Raw genomic sequence first — 26,225 nt, 5'->3', positions numbered from 1 at the left:
GCTTTGTTCCGAAACGCCTTCTGGTTTTTCGAGTACGAAAAGGTTATTCCCCAACCGTTTGGCGCAACGCGACCCCCAAACGCGTTAATCCAAAATCTGGGGGCGTAGCCCTAACATCTTAACGCCTTGCGGTTCGTGTCTTTTTTCATTCTTCCCTATGCCCGCGCAACCTGCAACGCCGCCGCAATCGCTTCATAACGCGGATGTGCCGTACCTAAACTCCGCTCGACATTTGCCAATGCCTGTTCCCACAACACAATCGCTTCGGCGTATCGTTCTGTTGCAAAATAAACAAGCGCCAAATTATTCTGATCCACCGCAACTTCTGGATGGTCTTGACCAAAGTGCTTTAAATCCGAGTCTAACGCCCTTTCCAATAAACCGGCTGCTTCGTCATACCGACCAAGATCTCGGTACACAAGCGCTAAATTGGATTGACGCACCGCAACTTCTGGATGGTCTTGACCAAAGTGCTTGATATCCGAGGCTAAGGCCGTTTCCAATAAACCGGCTGCTTTGGCATAAAGACCAAGATTTCGGTACACAGTGGCTAAATTGGATTGATAAGCCGCAACGGTTGGATGGTCTTGACCAAAGTGCTTGATAGCCGAGTCTAAGGCTTCTTCGCCTAATTTTGCTGCAATTTTGTATTGCCCAAAGTATTCATACAAAGATGCTAAGCGATCTTTCAAATAAGAAACTTCGGGGGCATCGGTGTTTTGTAAGATCGGAAGCGCGAGCAGAAACTCCGCAAGGTCTTGGTTTTGGGCAATCTCGAATACATTGTGCTTCGGATCAACATGGCTATAATGAATCAGCGTGGCTACTTCTTCCACAAAGGGCGTGGCTTCTTCGAGGAAAAGCGGCAACAAGCGCGTGGCGGTTTCGTGTATGAGCGGGTGAATGGCATAGAGCATGCCGCCTGCTTCGAGCCTTGTGGTGTCGAGCCAACCTTGTGCAACAAGCGCGTCTAAGTACGTTTCGGTCGCTTCTTCTTCGGTTTGGGTAAGTTGCGCCAAAAGCTCCGCCGAGATCGGGCGGTTCGGCGGCAAGAGCGTAAAGCTGCGCAGTACCTTGCGCGGCGCTTCGTCTAATGCACTAAGTTCTTGGAAGGTGGTTTCGATGTGCTGTTGAATGGTGCGTTCTGCCATTTTCAGCATTTTATATTTCGCTTCCAGCTTGGCAAAAGGCAGGTTTCGGGCCTGCGCCACTTTCGCCACCAATTGCATCAACAGCGTATGACAATGCAGTTTGGTTTCCAGAAACGCTTTGACTGCAGTTTCGTCGGCAGGCCGTGTATAGAAGGTGCGGAAGAGTTCCCACGCTTCGTCAATCGGCAGTTGGTCAATACGCAGGCAGTCGTGTTCGGGCCATAATTCGGGCGAAGTGCGCGAGGTAAAGAGTACGTCGGCGTTGGTGGCAAGCAGCGCGTGTTTGTATTGCTGAATTTCGCTTGCGTCATTGGCATTATCCAAAACGAGCAGCACTTGGGGCTTCAAGTTGCCGAGTTTGGACAAAACCACTTGGAAGAGTTTTTCTTCGTCTAAGCCGTGATCCAAAGGCTGCTCCAAGTTTTGCAGCAAGGTAACATCGCCAAAGGCTTTGAGTAGGCTGCGGCGTGCCTGTTTGTCCTTTTGGGGATTCGCATATTGGGCATCGGCAAGTTGCAACCACGCTATATGGGTGTAGGCATCTCCAAACTCGGCGCAATAGTGCATGGCTACCGTACTTTTCCCAATACCGCCGATGCCGTTCACGAGCAGAACGGGTTGTTTTTTCTGGAAGCGCTCGCGTATCTTTTTCACTTGTGCATCGCGCCCGAACACTTTCCCATCGTGTTTGGGAATGGCGGTGAGGCGGAACGGCGTTTGGGGCTGAGGGCTTAGTTTTTCTGCTAATGCGGTAAGCTGGGCAGCCGTGGTTTGCGTGGTTTGGTCAATTCTTTCCGCAAGGGTTCCAATCTTTTCAATTCCGTCACGAAGATCCGTCCACTCCCCTTTTAATTGGGTAATGGCATCGTCTAATTTTTGATCCAAAGCTGTATTCGAAACACCCGCATTCCCCGCGCTTTCCAATAACACCAAAACCTGATCCTGCTTCGCCAAGATTTCCCGGCCTTGTTCGTTCAGGTTTGCATAAATGCTGCGTTGAAAATCAATCCAGGCGCGGTTGTTGGTTTTCAACTGCTCGCCCAAACAAACTGCAAACTGCGTCTTAAACGTTTCGTGGAAGAAGCGTAGATAGGGTTCTCCTAAAGCTTTTTGATGCAACTTCAGCACCTTGGCTACCCGTTGCTGCAAGGCCGTTTGTGCCTGCACTTCATGGGTAACATCATAACCCAGATCAAACCGTAGGTCTGCAATACCAGCAAGGTTTTCCGCCATTTCGGGGACGGCATAGCCTTTTTCCTGATACAGGATATGGAGGTTATGAAAGGTGGTCTGCATGGCTACGCCTAAGGCTTCATGCAGACCATGGTTCATTTCGTTGGGATGCTGCGCGGCATCAGCAAGCAATTTTTCCTGAATGAGCGTATCTACACTCCCGCCAAACAATTCACCCAAAAGGCCTTTACTTCCTTCCAGGAGGGCTGCACCCAGCATGTCCCTTACTGTCAGGGCCGCGTCTGCGCCAAAAATATTCAGCCCCAAAAAACCCAAGCCCGTCAGGATCGAGTAAATTTTATGGTTATCCCTTGCCATTTAGTTGGTCGTTTATCCTTAACCAATATAGCAATCGTGGAGGGGGCAAAAAAGCAGCATGCCGTACAACATCGAATCATTCGCGTTGTTTTGCTACAACGTTTTTAGCATGACTGCCCCTCTTTGGTAAAACCAGACGACGCTTGATGAGGATTAACCGATCTCTTTGCTCTTCCCCAGCCGTTTGGCGACCTAACTATCAACCCCACCTTAATTCAAAATCTGGGGGCGTAGCCCTGGCCGCTTAACACGGACACGAAAGAATTCATGCTCCCCAAACACGTTTAACCAAACCAGCAAAACGCCTTCGGTCTTGCGGATACAAAAGGGTTCATCCCAAGCCCCTTGTTTATTTACGGACTTGGGTGGTAGCGCCTTTATGGGGGAGTGGATGTTGTGCCTTCGTTTTCACTTTTCCTTCGTTAATATTTTTACCACATCTATGAGTGTGTTGTCAATTGAATTATCCAATATTGGTAAAATTGGATAATTTGGTTTAATACCATACCCGAACTGCCCTTTGGTTGAATTTGATTTTACGTGATACATTGGTATTGTAACTGCCAACTTTGAGTTTGGCAATACAAGGTCATAATTAAGTATTCCATCACATCCAATTTCAGCACCACCTGTTTCCTGTCCAAAAAATACTGCTCCGTACTCATTTAAATGTGCAGCAACCAATGCGGCTTGAGAAAATGTAATACCGTTTGTTATGACATTAACTTTACCTTTATATAGATATTTACTTGGTTTGTAAATAAACGTTTCTGATGTTTTTCCTTTAACTTTATATTTTGAAGGCTTGAGAGCAAATGCAACTTTTGTCCATTTTGCCCATTTACTTAATTTAACATATTCATTTCCTGTTTTAACTGTTTGCTGCTTTTGAAAATTTAATTCAAATTTATTAGGTGTTAAATATGTTAGAAAATTATTACCATTTCTAAAATCTCCACCAGGATTACCTCTTAAATCTATGATAAGTTGTGGATTGTCTTTTTGTTTCAAATATTCAAAAACCAATTGATAATATTTTTTAAATTCTTTTTTAGAACTAAAATTTTCAATTTTAAGATATGCTAAATTTAAAGAAGAGTCAAAACTAAAAAAACTCCAACTATTTTCAATTATTTTTTTGAAATTAAAAGGCAATTTTGGCTTTTCTATTTCTTTTAATTTTTTATTTGTTAGAAGAATTATTGTATTTTTTATTTCACCAAACTTTGTTTTATATTCAATATTATATTCAGATTGAATACCCATAATAAATAAAATATAAGTCCTAAATCTTTTTCAATTAAAGCATTGCTAAAAGACTCAGTAAAACCATCTCTTTCTTGCATTAATGACATTTTTTGCAAAATATCCACAACTTTAACATTATTAACACTTATTAATTCATCATTAATATTGAATTCAAAATCATCATCAGTTGTATTGGAAATAAATAACCTATTTTCTTTCTTTCTGACATCAAAGGGTAATTGTACATTTTTTTCCCTTGCCGAAGTGTACCATTCTTTTGAGGGCTTAGCATACGTATGTCCACATTTTATTTGTGAGATGAGTTGGCGTGATAAAAAATTAAACTCCAATTCGCTAAGGCTGTCAGGTATATTTAATTTTTGAGTCTCATAATATGTCTTAAAATCACTTTCACTAACATACATAAACGGATTTGGATGGTAATTTATAAGTGAAGAATATAAAACATCATAGTCTTCAATAGCTTGCTGTTTGGTTAGTAATTTATTATTGACCCTTGGTGAACTCTGAGAAAATACAATCTCTTTAGCGAATAATGCAATTATTATAATAAAAATTATTCTTATTACTGTCATATTGTCTATCTTTTTAATACAAGGTACAATTAATCATACCCACCCTTTTAGCACTTTCGGTCGTACTTTTTGTTAAAACGGGCATGGGAGGTACTACGTACAATCTGTATGGTTAGCTGGCTTAGTGGATAATGGTGTTTCAGAATATGTAAAACTATTTTTTCTGTATTTACTATGTGCTTTGGCGCGACAAAAAATGTTTGGGGCTTCAAGCAGATGTCAATATTGGGGGCTTCGGTGATAGCACACAGCTAATAGCGAACGTACAGGTATGTTAACCTCATGCACGATTGTCTTTGTCTGTATCGTTGGTGCTGTTCTGGGCTACTTGAAGTCTAAGTATAGTTACCCGCTACAATATAAGATTTTCTAAAGTAAGGGCGCAAACTTTTTGAAACGCTCCTTTCCGGTTCGGAAATAGGACTTTTTGTCCGCTTGCCCATAGGTTAAGGATAATGCTTTTTGTGTCATCTAAATTTAATAAAGCATTGTCTCGTTCTTTTGACCCACTCGGCTTTATACCCGTTACCCAATGGCCGCACATACGCTCAAGCAGCACAGCAGGACAAACCACAGCGCCTCCGCCCGTTCGGGTTTCCTCACAAAAAACAGGGGGCGGCAAGATGCAATAGGGCTAATGACCCAGTTTTGCTACTTTAGCTACTTTCTTAAAGAGGCCCTCATCCACCGCCCCGGACGGCTTAGAACGTAAATCGCAGACCTATCCGCCCTAAACGAGGCATTCCATAATGTGTACGCTTGGGCAATGCAATGTTTTTGTACAAATCCCGATTAATCGTACCAACCGGATACGACGCCAGCCCCGTTGGTGAACTTAGGAACCCATCCTCGTCCGGTTGCCCTGTATAGCCATAGGCCCCAAAGATGTTTTCTCGGTTAAGTAGGTTTTGTACTTCCATATAGAGCATAAGCCCTGTATTGACTCCGATATAAAGCTGTTTTTCGACTTTCAGATCTAACCGAAAACTGGAGGCCATCTCACTTATTCCCACAACTTCACTTAATAGCCCAGTAAGAACGACTTGATTGAACGGCGCGTTAACCACTGCATAGGGCAAGCCTGTTTTATAGGCAAACAACGCGGTAAGCCCTATACCCTTGAAAAACCGTTTTTGTAGAAACGTCGGCAGTTGTTCTCCTTTCGGGCAGAAGTTCAGCAAGGCATTCAGTTGGTGTTCTTGGTTGTGAGGGATACGTTTCGTTAAAGAAGCATTAAAGGTTGTGAGAGACCACGAAGGGGCCGGACCATATCCATAACGTTCTTCGCCCCAAAGATAGGTATAATTGGCCTGTACCGAGAAGCCCGCGGGATGTTGTGCAAAAATACCCGCTTCAAGACCCTTGATCCGCTTTTCGTCCAAGTTATTTTGAGTCCATTTTGCCCCCCATGGAAACACAAACGTAAGTTGTTGAAAGCCTGGTAGTTGTTTTTGGTGTTTTAAGAAGCCTTGTGCAAAAACGGTTGCAAAAGGAGAAAAGTGGAGCTGTACACCAAAACTGTAATATGTGGTATAGGCTGGTGCTAAGGCATTGTTATTCTTATCTATAGAATCATTATTGTAACGATATAAGGCGACATAATTTTGTAGTCCCATAAAGCCTATCAGAGGCCGTTGAGACGTTACGACATAATTTGCAGAAAATAAAGTATTTTTTAGGTGAATACAGAATACGATGCATCATTTATGTTTTCAGAAAATAAAATCGTTTTAGATTTAGGGCTTTGCTGAGTGGTTGTGTAAAACAGATGAGTGGTAGATTATATGGGATAATTCGTATGACTTGGGAACTGTTTCCCTAAAGAACTGATTCATCTGGCAAGGAGCCTTATTCGTCGAAAAGAAAAAAGGCTTGATCGAACAAATTTGAACTGCACCTCTTTTTTGGGGGATTTTGCACACGTCACAAAGGACAAATGTTCCAAGAGTAAACGTGAGCTAAAATGAATCCGACCCAAAGCGTTCTGAGCAATTACAAAGAGGTGCGAACCCTGAGCAACAATATCCTGAGCGGCGTTCTGAGCAGAAAACCCTTAGGAGTCCTTCAGCAGGCCAAAGCCGCCATCCTGAACCGCCAAAGCCGTCATATACTGGCCAACTCGGAAATCATGGAAGACCGGTGGAACGAGCGTACCCTTCTCTATAAAGAGATTTTTATCTTGCTCTTTATTGGTCTGCTGGTGGTACTTCGTGCCATGTACAGCTAAACCAAAACCTTTTTATGCGCAACCGCATTGTCTTTCTGACCCAAACCATCGTTTTCTTAGTGCTTCATCATGCTCCCGCAGTTGCGCAACATACTCAGATAGACTGTAACCATCTTCCGGATACCCTTTCCGCAGCGGAGTGGCAACAAGTGGTGGCTTGTGCCATCGAGGCCCGGAATCAAAAAGACCTTGAAACGGCCATTCGCTTCCTACGTTTGGTTTCCGTACAATTTCCACAGGAAGTGAGTCCACGGCTGGAGTTGGCCATCACCTTGGCTTGGGCGAAAAAATATGCAGAAGCGCAGGCATTGTATCGCGATTTATTGTATGCAGACCCCACGTTGTTCCCTGCATTGGTGGGCCAGGCTTGGGTGACGGCTTGGCAAGGAACGCCGGAACGTGCCGCAGAGCGGTTTAAGGAATTGGTGGTCGCGTATCCGGAGCAAATAGAGCCCAAAATTGGCCTTGCGTTTGCTTATCGGGCATTGCTACGCTACGACGCCGCCCGTCGGTTGTATCGGGAAGTATTGACCCAAACACCCGATCATGTGGGGGCTATGGAAGGGTTAGAAGCCCTAAAATATACCGCAAAAACCGACCTGACCGTCAATACGGGGAAATTAACGGTTTCAGAGGGCCGGCATGTGGAGCAACAAGTGGCCGAAGTGGCCCATCAGTTAAACCGTAAGTTTGCCCTAACAGCAACCGCTTTCCGCGATGTGCAAACCGAAAATCGGACTGATGCATGGAGGGGCGCCCGTATGGGAGCGATGTTAAGCCTGACAGAAAAGACACGCGCCGGATTGACCCTCTTTGGTTCAAAAGGCCCAACAGATTACCGTTATGGGGTTTCAGTGGATGCCAATGTGCGTGCCGGAAATGCCGTTACTTTTTTGGTGACGCTACGTCCTGGTCTAAAAAACAGACAAGATTTTGAATGGATTGTCGGAGGTGGCCTTTTAGTTCAAGTTAATCCGCGAAACTACTTTTTGTCGCAATGCTTTATAGAACAGTTGGCGGGCTTACCCCAAAGTATGACCTGTGCCGGAACGTATAAACAACGGCTTGGAAGCCGTTTCTCGGTACAACCAACGCTGGTTTGGCATCGTCCGATTCCGGAAAAACCCGCACAACAAATTTTAGACATGAACTTCGCCTTGCAATATCAGTTTACCCCCCGGTTGCTGGCTGGCGCAAATATCGGATTCGGGAAAGATAGCACCCAGCGGCTTGGTTTTGGGGTGCGCTTCCGGAGATAAAAATTTAGGGATTACTGTTTGGGAAGAATAATGGGAAAGGGTGCGCGGGAATCGGGCTTAGGCTTGGTTCCCGCGTATTTTTTACTCTTGGTTGGTTCGTTCAAACAATAGGAAGCGTGTTCAATTGCTCGTACAATTGCTCAAAGTCCTCGGTATCGGTGTTTTCGGTGATAGACAGGACTCCCACCTCTGGGATTTGGGCAAGTAACGTCTGGAGATAGACCGTAGCCATAGGCAGAAAATGGCCAGTTGCCTCTTGTTCGCCCACTACCCAGACGGCTAACGAGAATGCGTCGTCCAACTCGGCTACCTTCAACAAATACAACTGCTGAGACAGGTTTTCCAATGCAAATTGGATGGCGTCGGGCGTGGTTTCGGCCACCTGTTTTAGTTGTGCAATAAGTTTAATGGCTTTTTGCATGTCATTGTAGGGTTTATATGTTTATAACTTCACCCATTTACCGTTCTCTTCCACTTCTATTTTCATAATAGGGTGAATTTCCCAGAGCGTTCCCCGTATTTTTCCCAATTGTTCGGGATGTTCGGGATCCATAAACAACCAGCCGGAAATCCGAACCCGTTTTTGGGTATTGGCAATGGCATTTAGACGGGTAAGCGACCAACCAGGGTTTTGGGCACGCAGTCGCGGGGTTGGTTCCACAACAATAGATTTTGCTCGGTCTCGTCGTCGGGTTTCAACAAGCCACATATGAAAGTCCAGCATTTCATTTTCAACGCCATTGCAATTGGTGGTTTCGGGACCAGAAATTTTTGCATCCGTCAAAAAACCCTCTACCGCGACCGCCATTTGTTCGTACTCGGCCACCAACTGTACATCGCGTAAGCGCCAATTTTGTCGGTCTTTGCGATGGATTTCCTTCGGAGTAGGAAGTTTATACACCCAGTCGAAGGAGACCGACTGATAGGTTTGTGGTGTATGGTCTCGGTTTTTTTGAATGTTCATCAATGGATCACCGCCCGCTCCTTCGGCAGGACATCCACGGAAGGGCTTGCTTTTTTTGGTGGTTGTAGGAGTGGGTGTTGATGGAAAAGAAGAAGGTGGTTTTTCCGGCTTCTTCATTGTGTCGGTGGATTGAGACACCGATTCAGGATTTTTCATGAGGTAATAATACCCCGCTCCTGCAAAACCGATGATTACGATGCTCCAGAATAGGTTTTTGAACATGCTGAACAGAAGGTCGTGAAAAGCGCAGTTGCGCAGATGGTAGCAATGACTTAGATTCCCGAAAATACAACCTGCAAACCCCAAATCATGCATCCAATGGCAACCAAAGAAGAATTTATCCAGACCATACAAACAGCGTATCAGTTTTCCGGAACCACCATTGCGTTGGGCGGCGCTGTCTATAAAGGGGATAGCCTGCCCAATACCTTGGTGCGCGTTCCTGTTAAAATGCTGAACCGGCATGGGTTGATTGCTGGTGCTACCGGAACCGGAAAAACCAAAACCCTGCAACTCTTTGCCGAAAAACTTTCGGAAAACGGCATTCCGGTACTGTTGATGGACATCAAGGGAGATCTTTCGGGAATTGCAGCCAGCGGCGATCCAAGCAATACCCGCGCATTAGAACGACATCAAAAAATTGGATTACCCTATAAAATAGCCGCCAATCCGGTAGAATTTCTAACCCTTTCTGGAGAAAAAGGGGCACGGCTACGCGCCACCGTTACCGAATTTGGCCCAGTATTATTTTCCAAAATCTTAGGGCTGAATGATACACAGTCTGGTGCCGTTTCGGTGGTTTTCAAATACTGCGACGACAAACAATTGCCTCTTTTAGACCTAAAAGACTTCAAAAAAACCCTTTCTTATCTGGCAGAAGAAGGCAAGGCCGAAATTACCGCCGAATATGGTGCCATTTCGACTGCCACCGTTGGAACCATTATTCGGAAAGTGCTGGAATTGGAGCAACAAGGCGCCGAAGTGTTTTTTGGCGAGCCGTCTTTTGAGGTGGATGACCTTTGCCGGATAGACCTTGAAACAGGACGTGGCATGGTAAACATCCTCCGCCTTACCGATTTGCAAGATCGGCCTAAATTGTTTGCAACTTTTATGCTACAATTACTGGCCGAGGTGTATGCCTCCTTTCCGGAAGAGGGGGATCTGGATGCACCTAAGTTGTGTATTTTTATAGATGAAGCCCACTTGGTGTTCTCGGAAGCCTCTCAGGTTTTGCTTAATCAAATCGAAGCCATCATTAAATTGATCCGATCCAAAGGTGTTGGGATCTTCTTTATCACCCAAAACCCTGCCGATATTCCCAATGCCGTTTTGGGACAATTGGGCCTCAAGGTGCAACACGCGCTCCGTGCCTTTACGGCCAAAGACCGCAAAGACATTAAAGCGGCGGCTGAAAACTATCCGGAATCGAAATTCTATCAAGTAGAAAATGAACTAACCGAATTGGGGATTGGAGAGGCTTTTGTTACGGTACTCAACCCGAAAGGGACACCAACCCCCTTGGTACACACGTTGATGTGCGCGCCCGGATCACGGATGGATGTACTGACACCGATGGAGTTGGATGCGTTGGTTGCCAAATCTAAATTGGCTGCTAAATACAACAAGGTGGTAGATCCACAAAGTGCCTATGAAATGCTCAATGCCAAAATACAACAAGCCCAACTCGCCGAACAACAAGCCGAGTTGCAGCGTCAACAGGAAAAAGCACAAGCCGAACAACTAAAACAACAACAAAAAGCACAAACCGAAACAGCCAAGCGTAAGCCCGAAAAAACCATTGTAGAGCAGGTACTGACAAGTTCCGTAGGTAAACAAGTAACCAAAACGGTCTTTAATGAATTGGCCCGTGGCCTGCTGGGTGTCTTAGGATTAGGGGGGCGTAGGCGTTAATTTCCCGTTTTTAATCGGCTTAATGCCGTTTTTGCCCGTTGTTCTAAGCCCTTGTGATAATCAAATTTTTCCCGATACATCAGGGCTTTCCGATAAGCAAGAATGGCATTTTCTGGTTGTTGGAGGGCTTCGTAGCACTCACCAATATAGAGTTGGCTATAAGGCCCCCATTTGGCAAGTGGGTCTCCAGGATTTTGTACTGCCCGAGCATAAAAAACAATCGCTTCTTCGTAGCGTTGAGCCTTTTGAAGGGCCAACCCTTTTCGGTAGTGTGCTTCTGCGAGGTTGACCGACGAGATTGTGGTTTGAGACAAAATGTTTTCCACTTCCGTGAGAACAAAGGCATAATCGCCCGCATCCGAAGCATTTTGCAGGCGTAGTAATTGCTTCTCCACAGGAGTCATTGGCGTTTCTATACGCAGTGCCGCCTGCCGGAGGGCAAATTCATCCATGTCATAGGCAAATCCGGCTTTCACCTTTTGGTACATCGCTACGGCGGCTGTGCGGTCTCCCCCCATTTCCAAGGCTTGACCCATTTTGAAATATGCTTGTCCAACAAGGGTTGTCCCCTCAAATTCCTGTGTAAACCGTGTAAAGTCCCGAATAGCTTCGTCGTATTGATTCAGCCGGAAATAGAGCTCTCCTAGATAAAACAAAAAGATGGCAGGCGAAACCGTTTCGCTTTTTTTACCGGATCGTGCGGCGGCTTCCAAATAGGGCAGGGCCTCGCGTGCCTTAAACTTATTACGGAGGGCATAACCATATAAAAAATTGAATAACGGACTTTGTGGATATGCTTTTTGCAACTCGCTCAGCTTCTGGATGCCATTCCGTTCATTTTGGTTCAGTATTTCGTCGCTCAGTGCAAAATAAATCGCGGCTTCTTCCTGTACCCACTTAGCTTTTTTAATGGCCCGTTCTAAGTGATTTAGGCCATCTTGTACTGTACCCCGATACCCCAGAAAACCCAGAAGCCCTTGATAGGCTCTGGGTGCAGAGCCTATCAGCACTTGCATCAATCCCATGCCTTTATAGGCTTCTTCAAAATATGGATCTTGTTCTATGCACCATACATAATTGTTGTAGGCTTCCCGTCCAGACATTGCAGCTCCAAGCATATCGTTCCGCAAAACCCCCACAATGGCCCGGTGCATGGCCGACTCTGCTGTCAAAAACCGACGCCATAACGGATCGTTCACATAGCGTAACGCCGTATTCAGTGCCGCATTCTGTGTTTTGAATTCATTAAGCCCCGCTGTTGTTTGGCCAAAACCAAACTGCCAGACCGCCATTGCCGATAAATGGTACTGTGCCATTGCTTGGTTCACCGGGTCTTTGTCGTTTTGGATCACCTGTCGGAATTGCTGCGTGGCTTGGTTGATGCGAAAGGCAAAAAAGGCTTCTCGACCTTGTTTGAGCGCGTGGGTGATGGGAAGATCGCGCTTAGATTGGGCCATGACCGATGTACAGGCCAGCAAAAGCCACAAAAAAATCCGTCTGTATATCAAGAGCATCTGTTTGTTATCAAAAAGTCTTCGGGTGGGTTGCAGACATCTCTAACAACGCACCCGAAGACCCAGAAGTATCGTTCAGAATCAAAAATTAATGAGGTGGTCCATTATTCTGCTGCTGTTAGGCGAACATCATCGGCATGTGGGTCCGGATTTACTTCGTGTAACTGCCCCTCGGACTTGGCAATTACCGTACAGACCATCAGATCACCCGTAATGTTGGTTACGGTCCGAAGCATATCCAAAATCCGATCTACCCCTAAAATGAGGGCAATTCCGGCGCTTGGAACCCCTACCGATTCCAAGATGATGATGAGCATAATAACCCCAGCTCCCGGCACTGCTGCTGTGCCAATGGAGGCCATTACGGCAAGTAATAGGACATTCAGCTGTGCGGAAAAACTCAGGTCCATGCCTAATGCCTGTGCAATAAAGACGGTTGCAACCCCTTGATACAGGGCTGTCCCATCCATATTAATCGTTGCCCCTAATGGCAAGACAAACGATGAAATTTCTTTGGATGCGCCAATTTTTTCTTCGGCGCACTCCATTGTTACCGGGAGGGTGGCTCCACTCGAACTGGTGGAAAAGCCTACCAGTTGGGCACGGGAAATGGCCTGAAAAAACTTTTTGATATTGTAACGGCTCAGGCCATATAAAAAGGATGGGTACACCACAGCCGTGTGGATGATGAGTCCGCCTACAACCGTTAGGCAATAGATGCCCAAAGCACCCAGCAGTTGAAGTAATTTTCCGAGGTCGTCTCCCGCCACACTTACGATGGTACTGGACATGAGGGCAAATACCCCCAAAGGCGCCATGAGCATGATGATGTCCACCAATCTAATTACAACGTCATTTAGCCCGTCAAAGAAATCTAATATAGGCTTGGCCTTGGCTTTGGGAATCTGCAAAAGCCCAATCCCAAAGAAAATAGCAAAGAAGACAATTTGAAGCATGTTGCGGTTGTCTGCTCCGGCCTTAAAAATATTGTCCGGAACCATATCAATAAGGATTTGAAGCGGGCCGCGTTGCCCCACGGAAGCGGCAACATCTTTGCTGGTTTGTACATTGTCGGCATACGAAGCCATCAGCGATTCACGCATTTCGGGCGGAACCTGATGACCTGGTTGCAAAAGATTCGCAAACAGCAGACCAATGGCAATGGCAATGGCCGTTGTCAGAATATAAAGCCCCAAGGTTTTCCCTCCAATACGGCCTAACTTCCGGATGTCTGCCAGAGAAGCCACCCCCATAATCAAGGAAGCCAAAACCAGTGGAACAGCGATCAGTTTGAGGAGGTTAATGAAAATAGTACCGAACGGGGTGATCCAATCGGTAGTGAATTGCTGAAAACCATTGGTGGCTGCGACCACACCATAAACCAAGCCCAGAAGCAGCCCCAGAATAATTTGCCAATGTAATTGTTTGTACCAAGCCATAACGAATGCAAGTTAAAATGATGAACAGTGAAAAGGCACCAATACGTTTAATAAATCCCCATGAGGGTGAACATGCTCATGATAGCCCAAGATAGCACAAACCGCCTAATATTCCACCTAAAAAGGTATTTGCAAGATTGACACGGTCGTTATTGACCCAACGGTATCCGGCAATGAGACGGTTTTCTACCAAACCACTATAGCGCCGTTCCACCACCACACCAGATGCATCCATATATTGCGCCTGAACCGTGCCACCGAGGATGCTATCCAGAAACATGGACACCATACCAGCACCCACGATTACAAAGGCTCCTTTCCAGACCCAAACGTCGCCCAAAAAGGCCGCCCCCGCCAACCAAACCACCCCTGACCCCAAAAACGCTCCGATGGTTCCAGACACCGAAATACCGCCGGAAACGCCGGGGGGCACTGGGCGAAACGCAGGCAACTGCCAAGTCTTCCCCTGAAAATAGCCCCCGATTTCGGTCCCCCAAGTGTCGGCAGCGGCAGCGGCAAACGAAGCCACAAAAGCCCAATAAAAGGCTTCATGCTGGAAAAACACGTATAGCACCAGCATCGCCCAAGCAAACCCGCCATTAGCATACACTTGGCCCGCATCCCGCCGCGAAGTTTTTTCGTTTTTTCCTTCGAGGGCTGCTTTTCGCTTCTTACCCAATTTGGATAAGATACTCGACAGTACAAAAAACGTGAGGCCGGGTAAACTCCATTTCCATTCCCCCAGCCCAAAAACCGTCATCCCAAGCAAGGCCACCGCAAACGCACCCGATAGGTCTAAAAACGTTAAACGCCAAGCCAAAAAGGCAAAACCGATTCCTACCAATACGGAAAAGGCCAAGTAATAGGCCAAACCATGATGATGATTCACGAAAACAAGGGCTGTCAGAATTGCGACAACCATAAAAAAGTTATCCCAACCGTCTCCGCCCAATGCCTCGGCAAGGGTCGCCGCAACTGCCGATGTAAAAGCGGCCAATACGATCGTATCCCAGCCCCAGCGCAAATCAAAACCATTCAGGTATAGCCCGAGCAGTACCAATAAAAAAGCAGAAACTGCAAATGCGACCGACCCCGCCACGGATTTTTTGGAACCGCCAACCTGATACACTATCGGTTTCGGTACGCTCATCCCTACCCAAGAGGCGAGTGGATCGGAAAAGGAAAGTACCAAAAACGTGCATTGGATGGCAAATATCCGTCCTTCATCTGGGCTCCAACTGGTGACCAATGCAAAGAGCAGTGCCAATGGAAACGTGACGGTGCCCCAACTTTTTCGAGAGATGCCATGCATTCCCTGAAACCAGTGATGTTGGATTGCGACAAAATTGGCAACCATAAATATAAGCGCCAATACATAAATCCAGAATGGACTGGCAAAAAGCAAGGGGGAAAGCGTAACAAACAAACCTGTAAACGCATGAATCAACCGACGGGTCACCTCCGCCGAAACGTGTAGGCGGGCATTTAGCCATTCACCTATTCCCACTAAACCCAGTAAAAACAACGTACAAGCGAGAAAGATGGGTAGATCTGTCCACAACTCCGAAACCGAATCGAACATAAAACGTTTTTTCAACAAATGCAGAGGGTAGGTGGTTCAGTGGTTCAAAATACAAACGCTTGAACCATTTGCCAAGTAAGGGAGAAAGGCTACCAGATTGTTTTTTTCTGGATGATTGTTCTTTGATGTGGGATTTCATAGTTTATGGGGGCAATTAATCCGGCCTTCTGAATTTTTCGGAGCACAAACTTCATCCGAAAACCCGCAGACCTCCATGGCAAAGTTTGTACACCATTCCATATATCGTCTTGGGGATGCCTTGGCTGCCTCACTAAAAGAAGAGCAGGCCCCTCCTCCCATACCTCCACATGCCCTTCCGGCTCCACCAGATACACTCCAAGAACTGGCGGATTTATTCCCACGCCCAAGTGAATCCCTTACATTGGATGAGGCACAACAGCAAGAGGTATTGCCACCCCTTATGCCCGATACTTGGACTTCTAACACGTTCGCGGATGCTCCTTCGCTCACCACGACGGTTCCTCCAGTCCCGCCGGAACTCCCGCAAACCGTTGTCGCGCCTTCAGAAATTCCGGTTCCTTTTCCCTCAAACGCGTTACCCGAAACTCCTATGCCAACAAACACCACAGTGCCTTCGTACCCGTCTCCGAATTCAGGACCCGATGTGGACTTGAACGAGTATCCCGATGCCGTAAATTATAACACAGGCAATCCGACTGCGCCCGTCGCAGAAACGTCCATTCCCGTAAATGTCCCCTCTGGACCTTTTGGAAAGCCCTATGCTTTGCCCAATGTGGTGTATCAGACCGAAGCCGAACTCGTCAACGAAGCCATAGATCCTGGTTGGCGGAATCAAAATAGCTGGCTCTATGCCGGAATGATTTCTATGGCTGGAGTTGTCGGAATTGCGGCACTCGTGGTATATGCCTATCTGACCCTCAACTATTATAGCCTTGCACTGGCCATCACCGGAACAGGTGTCATCGCCTTTTTCACAACACTTTATGCCTCTAATCGGCTTTCAAATTCATCGGACTTAGACAAAGGCGAATACAGAAAGGCCATTACAACGTCCTTTATTTTGGTCTATTTCTTATTAATCGGAGCCAAAACCGCTACCGATACCCTGGAAAGTAGTCAAATTCAAATAGGTACCCTCTTAGACCAATTCACCTACCTCGTAGGCATGATCGTAGGCTTCTATTTTACGTCGAGTATTGTCCGAGATTGGCGGCAGGCCGATGTGGCTTCGGACGATATACCTTATAGCGAAGGAGAAGGTGGATAAGGAAGCGTTGGTTTTGTTTCTCGGCCCTCGATCATGAGGGCTTTTTTGTAGGGTATTCCCCGGCATCTTTTGAATGGATTGTCTTACATTCTTCATTTAGCTTTTGATTTACACCTGTCAAGGTTGATAAATATATTCCTTAACTTTATTTTCTTATACTTAAATGTTAAAGAAAGCAAGAACTGCGTTGGAACGTTTTTATGCGAAATGCTTTTAAGGAAATCTCCACCGCTTCCTTTGTTTTATATGCTTCCAGCAATGATGGCCGTATTATTTAGCTTTTTACCGTCTACACATGAAAGAGTCCGAAAAATTGTCATTTTTTGCCGGTATGGCCTTCGGGATATTTATTACCGCCATGTATATCGGGGTGGGCGTTTTTGTATGGGTACTTAACCCTAAGCTAAAAATGATGTCTCCTGAAATTGCACCTTGGGTGAGTGCTTTGTTTATTGTTTATGGCTGTATTCGTGGGTACCGGATATATCAGGACTTTGGAAAACGATAACAATAAATTACGGCTGCATTCGTTTCTGGCTTAATTTCGTTCTGGAATGCCCAGAGGCCGATAAAGCAACCAAAATTGTACAGGATTGTGATGAAACTCATACGTTGGACACTCTTTTTTCTGATCCCGCTTGCCTTTATCGGTTGTACCGACCAAAAAGGTGGTGTCGTTCTGGACACCATGACCAGCGGAAAGATCAAAATTGTGGTAGATGAATCCTATAAACCCATTTTTGAGACCCAATTAGATGTTTTTCATTCGGATTATCCAGACGCCAAGGTAACCCCGCTCTACCTCTCGGAGACCGAAATGATGAACAAATTTCTGGCCAGTGATTCTTTCCATGTGGCTGTATCTTCTCGCGAACTGACCCCACAGGAAAAGCAATATTTTGAAAAGATCAAGGTGGTACCGATTACGACCAAAATCGCAAAAGATGCCATTGCACTTGTCGTCCATCCTTCGATGGGCGAAGTCAAACTAACCATTGGGCAACTGAGAGATATATTCTCCGGTAAAGTCCGGTCTTGGAGTGGGGTTGGTGCAAAAGGGGGAGATTTGCGTGTTGTATTTGATAACCCCAATTCCAGCTCTGCGCGGTATGTATCTGAACAGTTCACGAGCGGTGCAAAGCTACCCGATAATATTTTTGCCACCAAACAGACCTCAGATGTATTAACTTATGTCTCACAAAACCCCGGTGTGCTGGGGGTGATTGGCGTAAACTGGATTAGTGATCTGGACGACCCCACCAATCCTTCTTTTACCAATAAAATAGAAGTGGTGGCCGTTGCAAAGTCTGAAGGAGAGGAATACTTTAAACCTTATCAGGCGTATATTGCACGCAAAGACTATCCGTTAACACGCGAAGTACATGTTATCAGCCGTGAAGGCCGCAATGGCTTAGGTAAAGGTTTTTCCTTCTTCGCAGCTTCGGACAAAGGACAGCGCATCATCCTTAAGTCCGGCTTAGTGCCGGCAACTGCGCCATTAAGGCTTATCAAAGCCAAAAATGAATCCCCATACTAAAATAACCTTAACTTTGTATATTTTGGATTTTCCGTCATCCTCAACCCCAATAAACATCATGAGCAAGATCCATACGTTCACGAAAAGTCTTTTAACGCTCCTTGTGTGCTGGCTGGCCGTTCAGGCTGTGCCCGCCCAATCGCTGGGCGATGCAGAAAAATTGCTAAGTTACGACCGCGCCGAAGAGGCCATTACCTTGTTGAAGTCTCTGAGTCAGGCAGCGCCTGCCGATGTCCCAACCAATTTTGCACTGGGGAAAATCTTGCTCAGTCAGGGGGACAAAGATGGCGCCATTGCTGTCTTCCAGCAGTTGGCTTCTGGAACGCCGAATACGGCGGGGGCATTACTTGGTGCTGCGCAAATTTTGATTCTGAACAACAATGTTGCGGGGGCAAAAACCAATCTCGACAAGGCAGCGCGTTTAGCCAAAAAAGATGCAACGCTGATGCGCATTATTGGGGAATCCTTGTTATTGGGTGATCATGGAGATCCAGCGCTTGCTCTCACCTTTCTGGAAAAGGCCCGGAGCATGGCCAAAACCGATCCTGCGGTCTATAAGGCACTGGCAGATGCTTATGATGGTCAAAACAATGCCGGAAAAGCTGTTACACAATGGGAATATGTAATGCAATATGCCCCCAATGACCCCATTCCACACTACGAGGTTGGGAAAATCTGGCAACGGGCCAAAAATAGTGATATGGCCATTGCTTCCTTTACAAAAGCCAATGAGTTGGACCCCAAATTTCTTGGGCCTCTGCGCCGTATTCGGGACCTATACTACGACAACAATCAATGGAGCGGAACCATAGAAGCTTCCGAGAAAATTGTGGCCAGTGGGGCTGCCAACTTTGAGGACTGGCGTCCATATGTTGAAGCGGCCTATTTTTCTCGGAACTATGATACCTTGATTCGGATCATTCCTGGTGTAGTAGAAAAATATCCGGAAGAAAACTACTTGTGGCGTTTGTTGGGCTATGCGCAATACGAAAAAAGCAACTATCAAGCAGCGCTTGATGCCATGAATACGTTCTTCCCTAAACAAGACCCCGAAAAAATCTTGGTCTCGGATTATGACTATACCGCCAAGATCTATGAGAAATTAGGCGCAGACTCTACCGCTGCCACCTACTACGAGAAAGTTGTGGAATTGGATCCAGAGGGGAAAAAAGAACTGAACGGAACCATTGCCAGTATCTACTTCAAGAAAAAAAACTGGAGTAAAGCAGGGCAGTACTTTCTGAAAAAAATTCAAACCTCTGCCGAAGTGAAAGACCAAGATGTCCTCTTGTTGGGGTATTGCTATTTTTATAACCAACAATATGCCCAGGCAGACAGCACTTTTGGCAAAGTGGCCGAAATGCGTCCAGATTTGCCCGCCGCACCTTATTGGCAAGGATATACCCGCCAAATTCAGGAAGACAACCAAAACCGCGCCAATAAGCTATCTGAAGATATGCAAGGCTTTAAAATTGGTGATGCAAAGGCTTCGTTTGATAAATTTATCGAATTGGCCCAAGCCGACCCGACGAAGTACAAGCCACAATTTACGCGGGCATATAAATACCTGATTTCGTATTACGGTGTACAAAAAGACTTAGACAATACCAAAGCATACATCAATAAATATCTGACGGAAATTGACCCGAACAATGCCTTCTACAAGGAATTGTTGGCGAATCTGAATCAGTATGGATTCCAGACAACCGTTCAGGTACCAAAAGCGCCTGCCACCGGAGGTAAGTCTCCCGCAAAACCCAATGGGAAAAGTAAATAATGAACGTTCAACATAAATATTTCTTTCCATGCCTACTTATGAATATCGAAGGGAGGATGGCACTACGTTTGAGGTTCAGCAATCCATAACTGAACCAGCACTTGAATCTTGTCCGACCACCGGGCAGCCTATAAAACGGGTAATATCTGGTGCCGGATTGGTCTTTAAAGGAAACGGGTTTTATCTGACCGATTATGCCCGTAGTGGGAACAAAACCGAAAGTGCTGCTTCTTCCAGCGAATCATAATACAAACTTAAACCCCGTTTTACCGACGGGGTTTTTTGTTCTTGCGGCTGGCAATATTGACCATGCCCCCTCCGTTCTTAGAAGGTAACTTTTCATCATAACACTTCTTCTGCCATGAAAAACTCATTTCTAAACCTTTTTATTCTATGTGCCATTGCGTTTCCTATGGGTACTCGGGCGCAGATTGCTATCGAAAACAATGATGCCCCAATGTCGCGTGCCGCAATGGTAAAGCCAGATGCCGCCTGGCGGCCATACGAGGTTAAATCTATTGTGGTAAATACGCAGTTCCGGGATCAGGTTGCCGAAACCCAAGTGTCTCAAACCATTCACAACCCAAGTCATCGGGTGATGGAAGTGGAACTGCTGTTTCCTCTGCCAGATGGGGGCTCGGTACAAAGCTTCACCTTAATGGTCAATGGAAAAGAAATGCCTGGCCGCTTATTGCCCAAAGAGGAGGCACGTGGTATTTATGAAGAAATTGTCCGCCGAAAAAAAGATCCGGCTTTGATGGAATATGCGGGCTATGGCTTGTTTAAGACCAGTATTTTCCCAATTCCTCCTGGCGAAGACCGTACCATTACGCTTAAATACACCCAACTTTGTACCAAAGAAAAAGGGGTTGTCTCCTTTAGTTATCCATTTGGAACACAAAAATTTTCAGGCGGTCGTATAGGGAAAGTGGTTTTTAAAGGACGGATTGTCTCTACGGAACCCTTGAAGACCCTTTACAGCCCAACCGACCAACTGCAGATAGACCGTCCTTCTAACCGCGAAGCCATTGTCTCGTTCGAGGAAACCAATGTTCGCCGCGAGCGTGACTTTAAACTCTCCTTTACGGCGGAGGCGGGCGAAGTGGGTGCGACTGTTTTGAGCTTTCGTCCAGATGATCAACAAGATGGCTATTTTATGTTGCTCGCTACGCCAGACGTAAAAACAGCGCGTAGCCGGAAGATATTGCCTAAAACAGTTTTGTTTGTCTTGGACCGTTCCGGTTCTATGGAAGGGAAAAAATTGGTACAAGCCAAAGAAGCCCTGAAATTTGTCCTGAACAACCTGCGCGAAGGGGATTATTTTAATATTGTGGATTATGATGACAGCATCCGTGCGTGGAAGCCCGCATTGCAACCCTACAATGCAGACAATCGCCGCGAAGCATTGCGTTATACCGAGGCGATAGAATCTGGTGGAGGAACCAATATTCATAGTGCCCTCGAAAAAGCAATGCAGCAGATTCAAGACGAAAAGCGGCCTAATTATGTCCTTTTTCTAACCGATGGGCTGCCAACCGCTGGTAATACCAACGAAATGCAAATTGCCGAAAATACCCGCCGTAGAAACCGACATCAGGCACGGGTTTTTGCCTTCGGTGTGGGCGAGGATGTCAATGCTCGGCTATTGGATCGTTTGGTAAATGGGAATGGCGGAAGAAGCGAGTATGTGAGCCTCGAAGATAATCTGGAAGCCAAAATCGCTGCGTTCTATTCGGGTATTACTGCACCTCTACTGACCAACATTCGGATTGAGATGAGCCATACCGACCTTAACCGTTCGTATCCGAGCGTACTGCCAGACTTGTTTGAAGGGGGGCAAATTGTATGGGTGGGCCGCTACAACAAGTCCGGAAAAACGAAGGTGAGTATCTCTGGAAAGGTAGGTGATGAATTAAAGACCTTCCGCTTTGATGCAGACTTGGCCCAAGCCTCCGACGGCACGGCCCATAGTTATGTGGAAAAACTTTGGGCAACACGTCGGATCGGAACCATTATTGACCAAATTGACCTGAATGGCCGCAACGAAGAATTGGTAAACGAGTTGGTGAGTTTGTCTAAAAAACATGGCATTCTGACCCCTTATACCAGTTTTTTGGCCGATGAAGACGTGGACTTGCGGGCCACTTCGGCGAATATGCAACGTGCCTATTCTGCCACCGAAGACCTCAATGAGACATCAGGTGCTTATGCGAATGCCCAGCGCTCGGCCAAGCAAGACATGATGAATCAGGCGGTGGTGGTGACCAATAAACCCATGGCCAAACGTAATCCAGTGATGCCTTCTGCCCGCAATAGGGGGGGAGTGGCTTCCGAGCCGCCCAAGGTGGAAGAAGAAAAAGAGACGTTGCAACAAGTGGGGACAAAAACCTTCTACCTGCGTAATAACAACTGGATAGAGGGCGAAATTACGGCTGAGGAAGAAAAAACCGCCAAAGTCATTAAGTTGATGACGGAGGAATACTTTGCTTTTACGCGAAGTCAAACTCCGGAAGTGAACCAATATCTAAACTTAGACCGTACCACTATTGTGCGGATTGGGAATCAGGTTTACAAATTTGAACGTTAATGTCTCGCTTCGTCCATTACCGAGCCGGAGGCCCCTTTGAGCGTCTCCGGCTCTTTTAATTGGTGCCGAGGAGGTGTATCTTACAACTTTCCTTACTCAAATTCTAACCGATGCAACAAAGTGACCGTGTATTCAACCGTCTGACAATTGTGGCGGCTTTGGGCTATTTTGTGGATCTCTACGATATGGCTTTGTACAATCTCGTAAAAAAAGAAAGTTTAATGGCATTGGGGTTTGCCGGACAAGCCCTCGTAGATGCTGAGATTTCTTTATTTAGCTGGCAGAACACCGGGATGCTTGTAGGCGGGTTGTTATGGGGTATTGGAGGAGACAAACGAGGACGTCTAACCGTTCTGTTTGGCTCTATTTTTCTTTATTCGGTGGCCAATATCGCCAATGCTTTTGTCACGGATTATGGTTCATATGCTCTTTGCCGCTTACTGGCAGGCATTGGCTTGGCGGGTGAATTGGGCGCTGGCATAACCTTGGTCTCCGAATCGCTCACCAAAGAAAAACGAGGGTATGGTACCATGATGGTGGTGGGATTTGGCCTACTCGGTGGAGTTACTGCGGCCTTTTGCTCGCGGTTCTTAGACTGGCAGACGAACTATTTGGTGGGGGGAACAATGGGATTGGTGCTGTTATTGCTCCGGATCGGGACTTTTGAGCCGACCATGTTTCTCAAAACCAAGATGACCCCCGTGGCACGTGGTAACTTTCTCATGCTTTTACGTCCGCCGCGTTTAGGGAAGTATCTGTGGTGTATTGCCATTGGATTGCCCATCTGGTTTTGTTCTGGTATTCTGATCGCATTTGCCGATCGCTTGGCGCAAGGAAGTGGGGTCTTGGGGGTCATTACCATTGCCAATTCGGCAGTGTTTTATAATTTTGGTGTTTCCTCTGGTGACTTTCTGAGTGGTTGGTTAAGCCAGGTATTTAAGTCGCGAAGACGGGTGATCCTCGGTTTTCAGTTGGCATTACTGGGGATTATATTTGTTTACCTACTTTGGCCCGGTGTCCCGCAATGGGTGTTCTATTTCTTTACTTGGCTGGTTGGGTTGGGCGCAGGATATTGGGCTGTGTTTGTGACTAATGCCGCCGAGCAATTTGGCACCAATATCCGGTCAACGGTCTCTAATACCGTACCGAATTTTGTCCGGGGGGCACTGGTTCCGATGGGATGGGTTTTTGCCTTTTTATATCCTAAAGTAGGCATGACATATGCCGCTTTGTTCATAGGGGTGACTGTGAGTATGATTGCCCTCTACGCCACTTTCCAGATTGAAGAAACCTATGGCAAAGACTTGGATTATGTGGAAGAATAAGCGGCTGAAATTGGCCGGAACCAAATTCACGTTGAACCGTGAGAACAAAAATCTAGTTAGACTGCATTCCACAAAAAATTGCCATGCAGTTCCGCTGGATTTGACGTACCTTTATGCCGTGCAAAAAAACAACCAGCACTTTATACACCAGAAATTATCACCTTATCGAATAAAATTATGGGTAACATCGGATCAACGGAAATCATTGTCATTGCCTTGGTGATTTTCATTTTCTTCGGCGCCAAGCGCCTGCCCGAAATTGCTCGGGGATTAGGCAAGGGCATCGGGGAGTTTAAAAAAGCCACCCGTGATATTCAGAACGAACTGAATGTACAAGCGGATGACTACCAATATCAGCAACAACAGCAACCATACAACCAAGCACCGCAAATTCAGCCTCCCCAACCGCCCGTTGGTCAAACGCAGCCCCGCACGCCATCCGTCCAAACCCCACGAGACAATGCTTAAGCGAGGATTGTAGTACGTTTGTTGTTTGTATTTCCATTCTAATTTTTCATGTATCGTACATTTTCGGAAGCCCAAACCGCGCTTTTGAAGGGCGAAACCAGTTCCCGAACACTGGTTTTGTCGTTTTTAGCCGCTATTGAAGAACAAAATCCTTCGCTCAATGCCTTCTTATCTGTAGATCAGGAAGGAGCCCTTCGTCAGGCGGAAGCCCTAGATGCCCGCGTAGCCACAGGTAATCCGCCGCCACTGGCTGGATTGGTCTTGGGCGTAAAAGACGTGATTTGTATCCGTGACCAACAGGTAACCTGTGCCTCCAGAATGCTGGCAGATTTTACTTCGCTCTATGATGCCACGGCCATTGAACGGCTTCGTGAAGCGGGGGCTATCTTTATCGGAAAACTGAATTGTGACGAATTTGCGATGGGGTCTTCCAATGAGAACTCCTATTTTGGCCCCGTTCGGAATCCGATTAATCCGGATTATGTACCTGGTGGCTCTTCGGGTGGGTCGGCGGCGGCAGTTGCAGCAGGTCTTTGTCATGCAGCTTTAGGGACCGATACAGGCGGCTCTATCCGTCAGCCTGCCGCTTATTGTGGGGTGTTGGGCATTAAGCCCACCTATGGCCGCGTAAGTCGGCGTGGCTTGGTGGCCTATGCCTCTTCTTTCGACTCAATGGGTGTTTTTGCCCATACTGCCGAGGATGCCGCTCGGATTTTGGCGGTGATGGCGGGCCAAGACGAATGGGATGCCACCTCTGCACCTGTTGAGGTACCGGCATACCCCGACTTGTTGACGGGTTCGGTGAAGGGATTGAAAATTGGCCTTCCAGCAGAATTTTTTGGTGGAGGATTAGACCCCGAAATCAACGCGGCCATCCAGAGAGAAGTGGCACGCCTTGCTTTGAATGGCGCAACGGTTCATCCGGTCTCTCTACCCAACTCCAAGTATGGCATTGCGACCTACTACATCTTGACCACTGCCGAGGCTTCTTCTAACTTGGCCCGATACGATGGAGTACGGTACGGCTATCGCGCAGACGTGAAGGCCCTTCGCGCCGAAATGAAAGAAAGCGGCGATGAAGAACCGCTGCTTAACCGACTTTATGCGCAAACCCGTACCGAAGGATTTGGGGATGAGGTGAAGCGCCGTATCATGCTGGGAACATATGTGCTTTCCGCCGGATACTACGATGCCTATTATGGCAAGGCACAACAAGTCCGTAGGCTCATCCGTTCCGATTTTGACCGAGCCTTTGAGGAAGTGGACGTTTTAGTCACGCCTACAGCCCCAACGACGGCTTTTCCTTTGGGGTCACAAACCGAAGACCCGCTAACCATGTATCTGAACGATATTTATACGGTTACGGCCAACCTGGCTGGTATTCCGGGAATCTCGGTTCCGGTGGGATTGCATAGTAACGGTTTACCAATCGGCTTGCAAATGTTAGGTCGGCCTTTCGATGAAGCGCTTTTGCTGAATACGGCGGATTATATTTTAAGGGGCTGAAGACAGGCCGCATGGTTTTCTTGACCCATGCTCAATGCAAATGCCGATAAACAGTCCAAGCGATAGATCGTTGATAGAATCAATCCATCGCTTGGATTTGTCATTTTTGCGGGCAGGAGTGTTCTGAATGCCCGACACCCTATGGTGAGATAGAAAAGGAATGGCTTGTCAAGACGTCATCGGCGAAAGAGGTTTTTAGTTCACCATCACATTAATGGTCAGGGTATAGGTTCCCGGGGCGATATTGCCGAGCGACCAGAGGCCAGAGGCATTGTCGTAAGAACCAGTGGCAGTGGTCGCACTGACAAAGTTCAGGCTTGCTGGAAGCATATCT

At 46.7% G+C, this 26,225-nt stretch carries 22 protein-coding genes; 12 read left to right on the top strand and 10 right to left on the bottom strand.

Annotated elements, in window-relative coordinates:
* Nucleotides 1–155 precede the first annotated feature (155 nt).
* The 4 genes from JNN12_08210 to JNN12_08195 all read right to left on the bottom strand — a co-directional run bounded on the left by JNN12_08210 (nt 156) and on the right by JNN12_08195 (nt 6,162).
* On the bottom strand, nt 156–2,702 hold the full coding sequence (locus tag JNN12_08210; GenBank protein MBL7978313.1) for an ATP-binding protein: 2,547 nt from the start codon (nt 2,700–2,702) through the stop codon (nt 156–158).
* Nucleotides 2,703–3,110: 408 nt separating this feature from the next.
* A complete protein-coding gene (locus JNN12_08205) occupies nt 3,111–3,968 on the bottom strand; it encodes a hypothetical protein (GenBank protein ID MBL7978312.1) in 858 nt (285 codons plus the stop codon).
* A complete protein-coding gene (locus tag JNN12_08200; protein ID MBL7978311.1) occupies nt 3,914–4,546 on the bottom strand; it encodes a PDZ domain-containing protein in 633 nt (210 codons plus the stop codon). Before JNN12_08200 ends, JNN12_08205 begins: the two co-directional genes overlap by 55 nt.
* A 701-nt stretch (nt 4,547–5,247) precedes the next feature.
* Nucleotides 5,248–6,162, bottom strand: coding sequence for a TonB-dependent receptor (locus tag JNN12_08195; GenBank protein ID MBL7978310.1), 915 nt, complete (start codon nt 6,160–6,162; stop codon nt 5,248–5,250).
* A gap of 347 nt (nt 6,163–6,509) precedes the next feature.
* Here JNN12_08195 and JNN12_08190 point away from each other — a divergent pair, with 347 nt between their 5' ends.
* Together JNN12_08190 and JNN12_08185 are read left to right on the top strand one after the other, a co-directional pair.
* Nucleotides 6,510–6,773, top strand: coding sequence for a hypothetical protein (locus JNN12_08190; GenBank protein MBL7978309.1), 264 nt, complete (start codon nt 6,510–6,512; stop codon nt 6,771–6,773).
* A gap of 14 nt (nt 6,774–6,787) precedes the next feature.
* Nucleotides 6,788–8,032 carry a tetratricopeptide repeat protein gene (locus tag JNN12_08185; GenBank protein MBL7978308.1) on the top strand — a complete coding sequence of 415 codons (1,245 nt, stop codon included), beginning with the start codon at nt 6,788–6,790 and terminating at the stop codon, nt 8,030–8,032.
* A gap of 100 nt (nt 8,033–8,132) precedes the next feature.
* Here JNN12_08185 and JNN12_08180 read toward each other — a convergent pair whose 3' ends face one another.
* Nucleotides 8,133–8,453, bottom strand: coding sequence for a hypothetical protein (locus JNN12_08180; protein MBL7978307.1), 321 nt, complete (start codon nt 8,451–8,453; stop codon nt 8,133–8,135).
* A 21-nt stretch (nt 8,454–8,474) separates the two neighbouring features.
* A complete protein-coding gene (locus JNN12_08175) occupies nt 8,475–9,218 on the bottom strand; it encodes a hypothetical protein (protein ID MBL7978306.1) in 744 nt (247 codons plus the stop codon).
* A gap of 96 nt (nt 9,219–9,314) precedes the next feature.
* On the opposite strand from JNN12_08175, the gene JNN12_08170 reads away from it, so the two are divergent.
* Entirely contained in the window at nt 9,315–10,907 is a 1,593-nt protein-coding gene (locus tag JNN12_08170) for a DUF853 family protein (protein ID MBL7978305.1), read from the top strand.
* On the opposite strand, the gene JNN12_08165 is transcribed toward JNN12_08170, so the two are convergent.
* The 3 genes from JNN12_08165 to JNN12_08155 form a co-directional block, all read right to left on the bottom strand.
* Nucleotides 10,904–12,421, bottom strand: coding sequence for a DUF3808 domain-containing protein (locus JNN12_08165; GenBank protein ID MBL7978304.1), 1,518 nt, complete (start codon nt 12,419–12,421; stop codon nt 10,904–10,906). The genes JNN12_08170 and JNN12_08165 overlap by 4 nt on opposite strands.
* 104 nt (nt 12,422–12,525) lie before the next feature.
* Nucleotides 12,526–13,860 carry a dicarboxylate/amino acid:cation symporter gene (locus tag JNN12_08160; protein ID MBL7978303.1) on the bottom strand — a complete coding sequence of 445 codons (1,335 nt, stop codon included), beginning with the start codon at nt 13,858–13,860 and terminating at the stop codon, nt 12,526–12,528.
* Between the two features lie 76 nt (nt 13,861–13,936).
* Nucleotides 13,937–15,442: a DUF92 domain-containing protein gene (locus JNN12_08155; GenBank protein ID MBL7978302.1), complete on the bottom strand. Its 1,506-nt coding sequence runs from the start codon at nt 15,440–15,442 to the stop codon at nt 13,937–13,939.
* A gap of 214 nt (nt 15,443–15,656) precedes the next feature.
* Here JNN12_08155 and JNN12_08150 point away from each other — a divergent pair, with 214 nt between their 5' ends.
* The 9 genes from JNN12_08150 to gatA all read left to right on the top strand — a co-directional run bounded on the left by JNN12_08150 (nt 15,657) and on the right by gatA (nt 25,891).
* Nucleotides 15,657–16,691 (top strand): hypothetical protein, encoded by a 1,035-nt coding sequence (locus JNN12_08150; GenBank protein MBL7978301.1) that lies wholly within the window; start codon nt 15,657–15,659, stop codon nt 16,689–16,691.
* A gap of 295 nt (nt 16,692–16,986) precedes the next feature.
* A complete protein-coding gene (locus tag JNN12_08145; protein ID MBL7978300.1) occupies nt 16,987–17,199 on the top strand; it encodes a hypothetical protein in 213 nt (70 codons plus the stop codon).
* Nucleotides 17,200–17,289: 90 nt separating this feature from the next.
* Nucleotides 17,290–18,228 carry a substrate-binding domain-containing protein gene (locus JNN12_08140; GenBank protein MBL7978299.1) on the top strand — a complete coding sequence of 313 codons (939 nt, stop codon included), beginning with the start codon at nt 17,290–17,292 and terminating at the stop codon, nt 18,226–18,228.
* Nucleotides 18,229–18,286: 58 nt separating this feature from the next.
* Nucleotides 18,287–20,005: a tetratricopeptide repeat protein gene (locus JNN12_08135; GenBank protein MBL7978298.1), complete on the top strand. Its 1,719-nt coding sequence runs from the start codon at nt 18,287–18,289 to the stop codon at nt 20,003–20,005.
* Nucleotides 20,006–20,033: 28 nt separating this feature from the next.
* Nucleotides 20,034–20,252: a zinc ribbon domain-containing protein gene (locus tag JNN12_08130; protein MBL7978297.1), complete on the top strand. Its 219-nt coding sequence runs from the start codon at nt 20,034–20,036 to the stop codon at nt 20,250–20,252.
* Nucleotides 20,253–20,366: 114 nt separating this feature from the next.
* On the top strand, nt 20,367–22,592 hold the full coding sequence (locus JNN12_08125) for a VWA domain-containing protein (protein ID MBL7978296.1): 2,226 nt from the start codon (nt 20,367–20,369) through the stop codon (nt 22,590–22,592).
* Between the two features lie 110 nt (nt 22,593–22,702).
* Complete coding sequence (locus tag JNN12_08120) at nt 22,703–23,917, top strand: MFS transporter (GenBank protein ID MBL7978295.1); 1,215 nt, start codon at nt 22,703–22,705, stop codon at nt 23,915–23,917.
* A gap of 177 nt (nt 23,918–24,094) precedes the next feature.
* On the top strand, nt 24,095–24,385 hold the full coding sequence (locus tag JNN12_08115; GenBank protein MBL7978294.1) for a twin-arginine translocase TatA/TatE family subunit: 291 nt from the start codon (nt 24,095–24,097) through the stop codon (nt 24,383–24,385).
* Between the two features lie 48 nt (nt 24,386–24,433).
* Complete coding sequence (gatA, locus tag JNN12_08110; protein MBL7978293.1) at nt 24,434–25,891, top strand: Asp-tRNA(Asn)/Glu-tRNA(Gln) amidotransferase subunit GatA; 1,458 nt, start codon at nt 24,434–24,436, stop codon at nt 25,889–25,891.
* Nucleotides 25,892–26,086: 195 nt separating this feature from the next.
* Here gatA and JNN12_08105 read toward each other — a convergent pair.
* Nucleotides 26,087–26,225, bottom strand: a 139-nt coding sequence (locus JNN12_08105; protein ID MBL7978292.1) for a hypothetical protein, incomplete at its 5' end; no start/stop codon positions are given.

This window comes from Bacteroidetes Order II. bacterium (assembly GCA_016788705.1).
In the GTDB taxonomy this organism is placed as follows: Bacteria; Bacteroidota; Rhodothermia; order Rhodothermales; family UBA2364; genus UBA2364.
Note: the sequence above shows the minus strand (reverse complement) of the source record. Positions and strands in the feature narration are given on the sequence as shown.

What these genes read in the sequence shown, in the direction of transcription:
- JNN12_08155 (MBL7978302.1), bottom strand. Translation starts at nt 15,442, where the DNA reads ATGTTCGATTCGGTTTCGGAGTTGTGGACAGATCTACCCATCTTTCTC.
- JNN12_08195 (MBL7978310.1), bottom strand. Translation starts at nt 6,162, where the DNA reads ATGGGACTACAAAATTATGTCGCCTTATATCGTTACAATAATGATTCT.
- JNN12_08115 (MBL7978294.1), top strand. Translation starts at nt 24,095, where the DNA reads ATGGGTAACATCGGATCAACGGAAATCATTGTCATTGCCTTGGTGATT.
- JNN12_08170 (MBL7978305.1), top strand. Translation starts at nt 9,315, where the DNA reads ATGGCAACCAAAGAAGAATTTATCCAGACCATACAAACAGCGTATCAG.
- JNN12_08140 (MBL7978299.1), top strand. Translation starts at nt 17,290, where the DNA reads ATGAAACTCATACGTTGGACACTCTTTTTTCTGATCCCGCTTGCCTTT.
- JNN12_08190 (MBL7978309.1), top strand. Translation starts at nt 6,510, where the DNA reads ATGAATCCGACCCAAAGCGTTCTGAGCAATTACAAAGAGGTGCGAACC.
- JNN12_08135 (MBL7978298.1), top strand. Translation starts at nt 18,287, where the DNA reads ATGAGCAAGATCCATACGTTCACGAAAAGTCTTTTAACGCTCCTTGTG.
- JNN12_08210 (MBL7978313.1), bottom strand. Translation starts at nt 2,702, where the DNA reads ATGGCAAGGGATAACCATAAAATTTACTCGATCCTGACGGGCTTGGGT.
- JNN12_08180 (MBL7978307.1), bottom strand. Translation starts at nt 8,453, where the DNA reads ATGCAAAAAGCCATTAAACTTATTGCACAACTAAAACAGGTGGCCGAA.
- JNN12_08185 (MBL7978308.1), top strand. Translation starts at nt 6,788, where the DNA reads ATGCGCAACCGCATTGTCTTTCTGACCCAAACCATCGTTTTCTTAGTG.
- JNN12_08150 (MBL7978301.1), top strand. Translation starts at nt 15,657, where the DNA reads ATGGCAAAGTTTGTACACCATTCCATATATCGTCTTGGGGATGCCTTG.
- JNN12_08125 (MBL7978296.1), top strand. Translation starts at nt 20,367, where the DNA reads ATGAAAAACTCATTTCTAAACCTTTTTATTCTATGTGCCATTGCGTTT.
- JNN12_08165 (MBL7978304.1), bottom strand. Translation starts at nt 12,421, where the DNA reads ATGCTCTTGATATACAGACGGATTTTTTTGTGGCTTTTGCTGGCCTGT.
- gatA (MBL7978293.1), top strand. Translation starts at nt 24,434, where the DNA reads ATGTATCGTACATTTTCGGAAGCCCAAACCGCGCTTTTGAAGGGCGAA.
- JNN12_08200 (MBL7978311.1), bottom strand. Translation starts at nt 4,546, where the DNA reads ATGACAGTAATAAGAATAATTTTTATTATAATAATTGCATTATTCGCT.
- JNN12_08175 (MBL7978306.1), bottom strand. Translation starts at nt 9,218, where the DNA reads ATGTTCAAAAACCTATTCTGGAGCATCGTAATCATCGGTTTTGCAGGA.
- JNN12_08160 (MBL7978303.1), bottom strand. Translation starts at nt 13,860, where the DNA reads ATGGCTTGGTACAAACAATTACATTGGCAAATTATTCTGGGGCTGCTT.
- JNN12_08145 (MBL7978300.1), top strand. Translation starts at nt 16,987, where the DNA reads ATGAAAGAGTCCGAAAAATTGTCATTTTTTGCCGGTATGGCCTTCGGG.
- JNN12_08120 (MBL7978295.1), top strand. Translation starts at nt 22,703, where the DNA reads ATGCAACAAAGTGACCGTGTATTCAACCGTCTGACAATTGTGGCGGCT.
- JNN12_08130 (MBL7978297.1), top strand. Translation starts at nt 20,034, where the DNA reads ATGCCTACTTATGAATATCGAAGGGAGGATGGCACTACGTTTGAGGTT.
- JNN12_08205 (MBL7978312.1), bottom strand. Translation starts at nt 3,968, where the DNA reads ATGGGTATTCAATCTGAATATAATATTGAATATAAAACAAAGTTTGGT.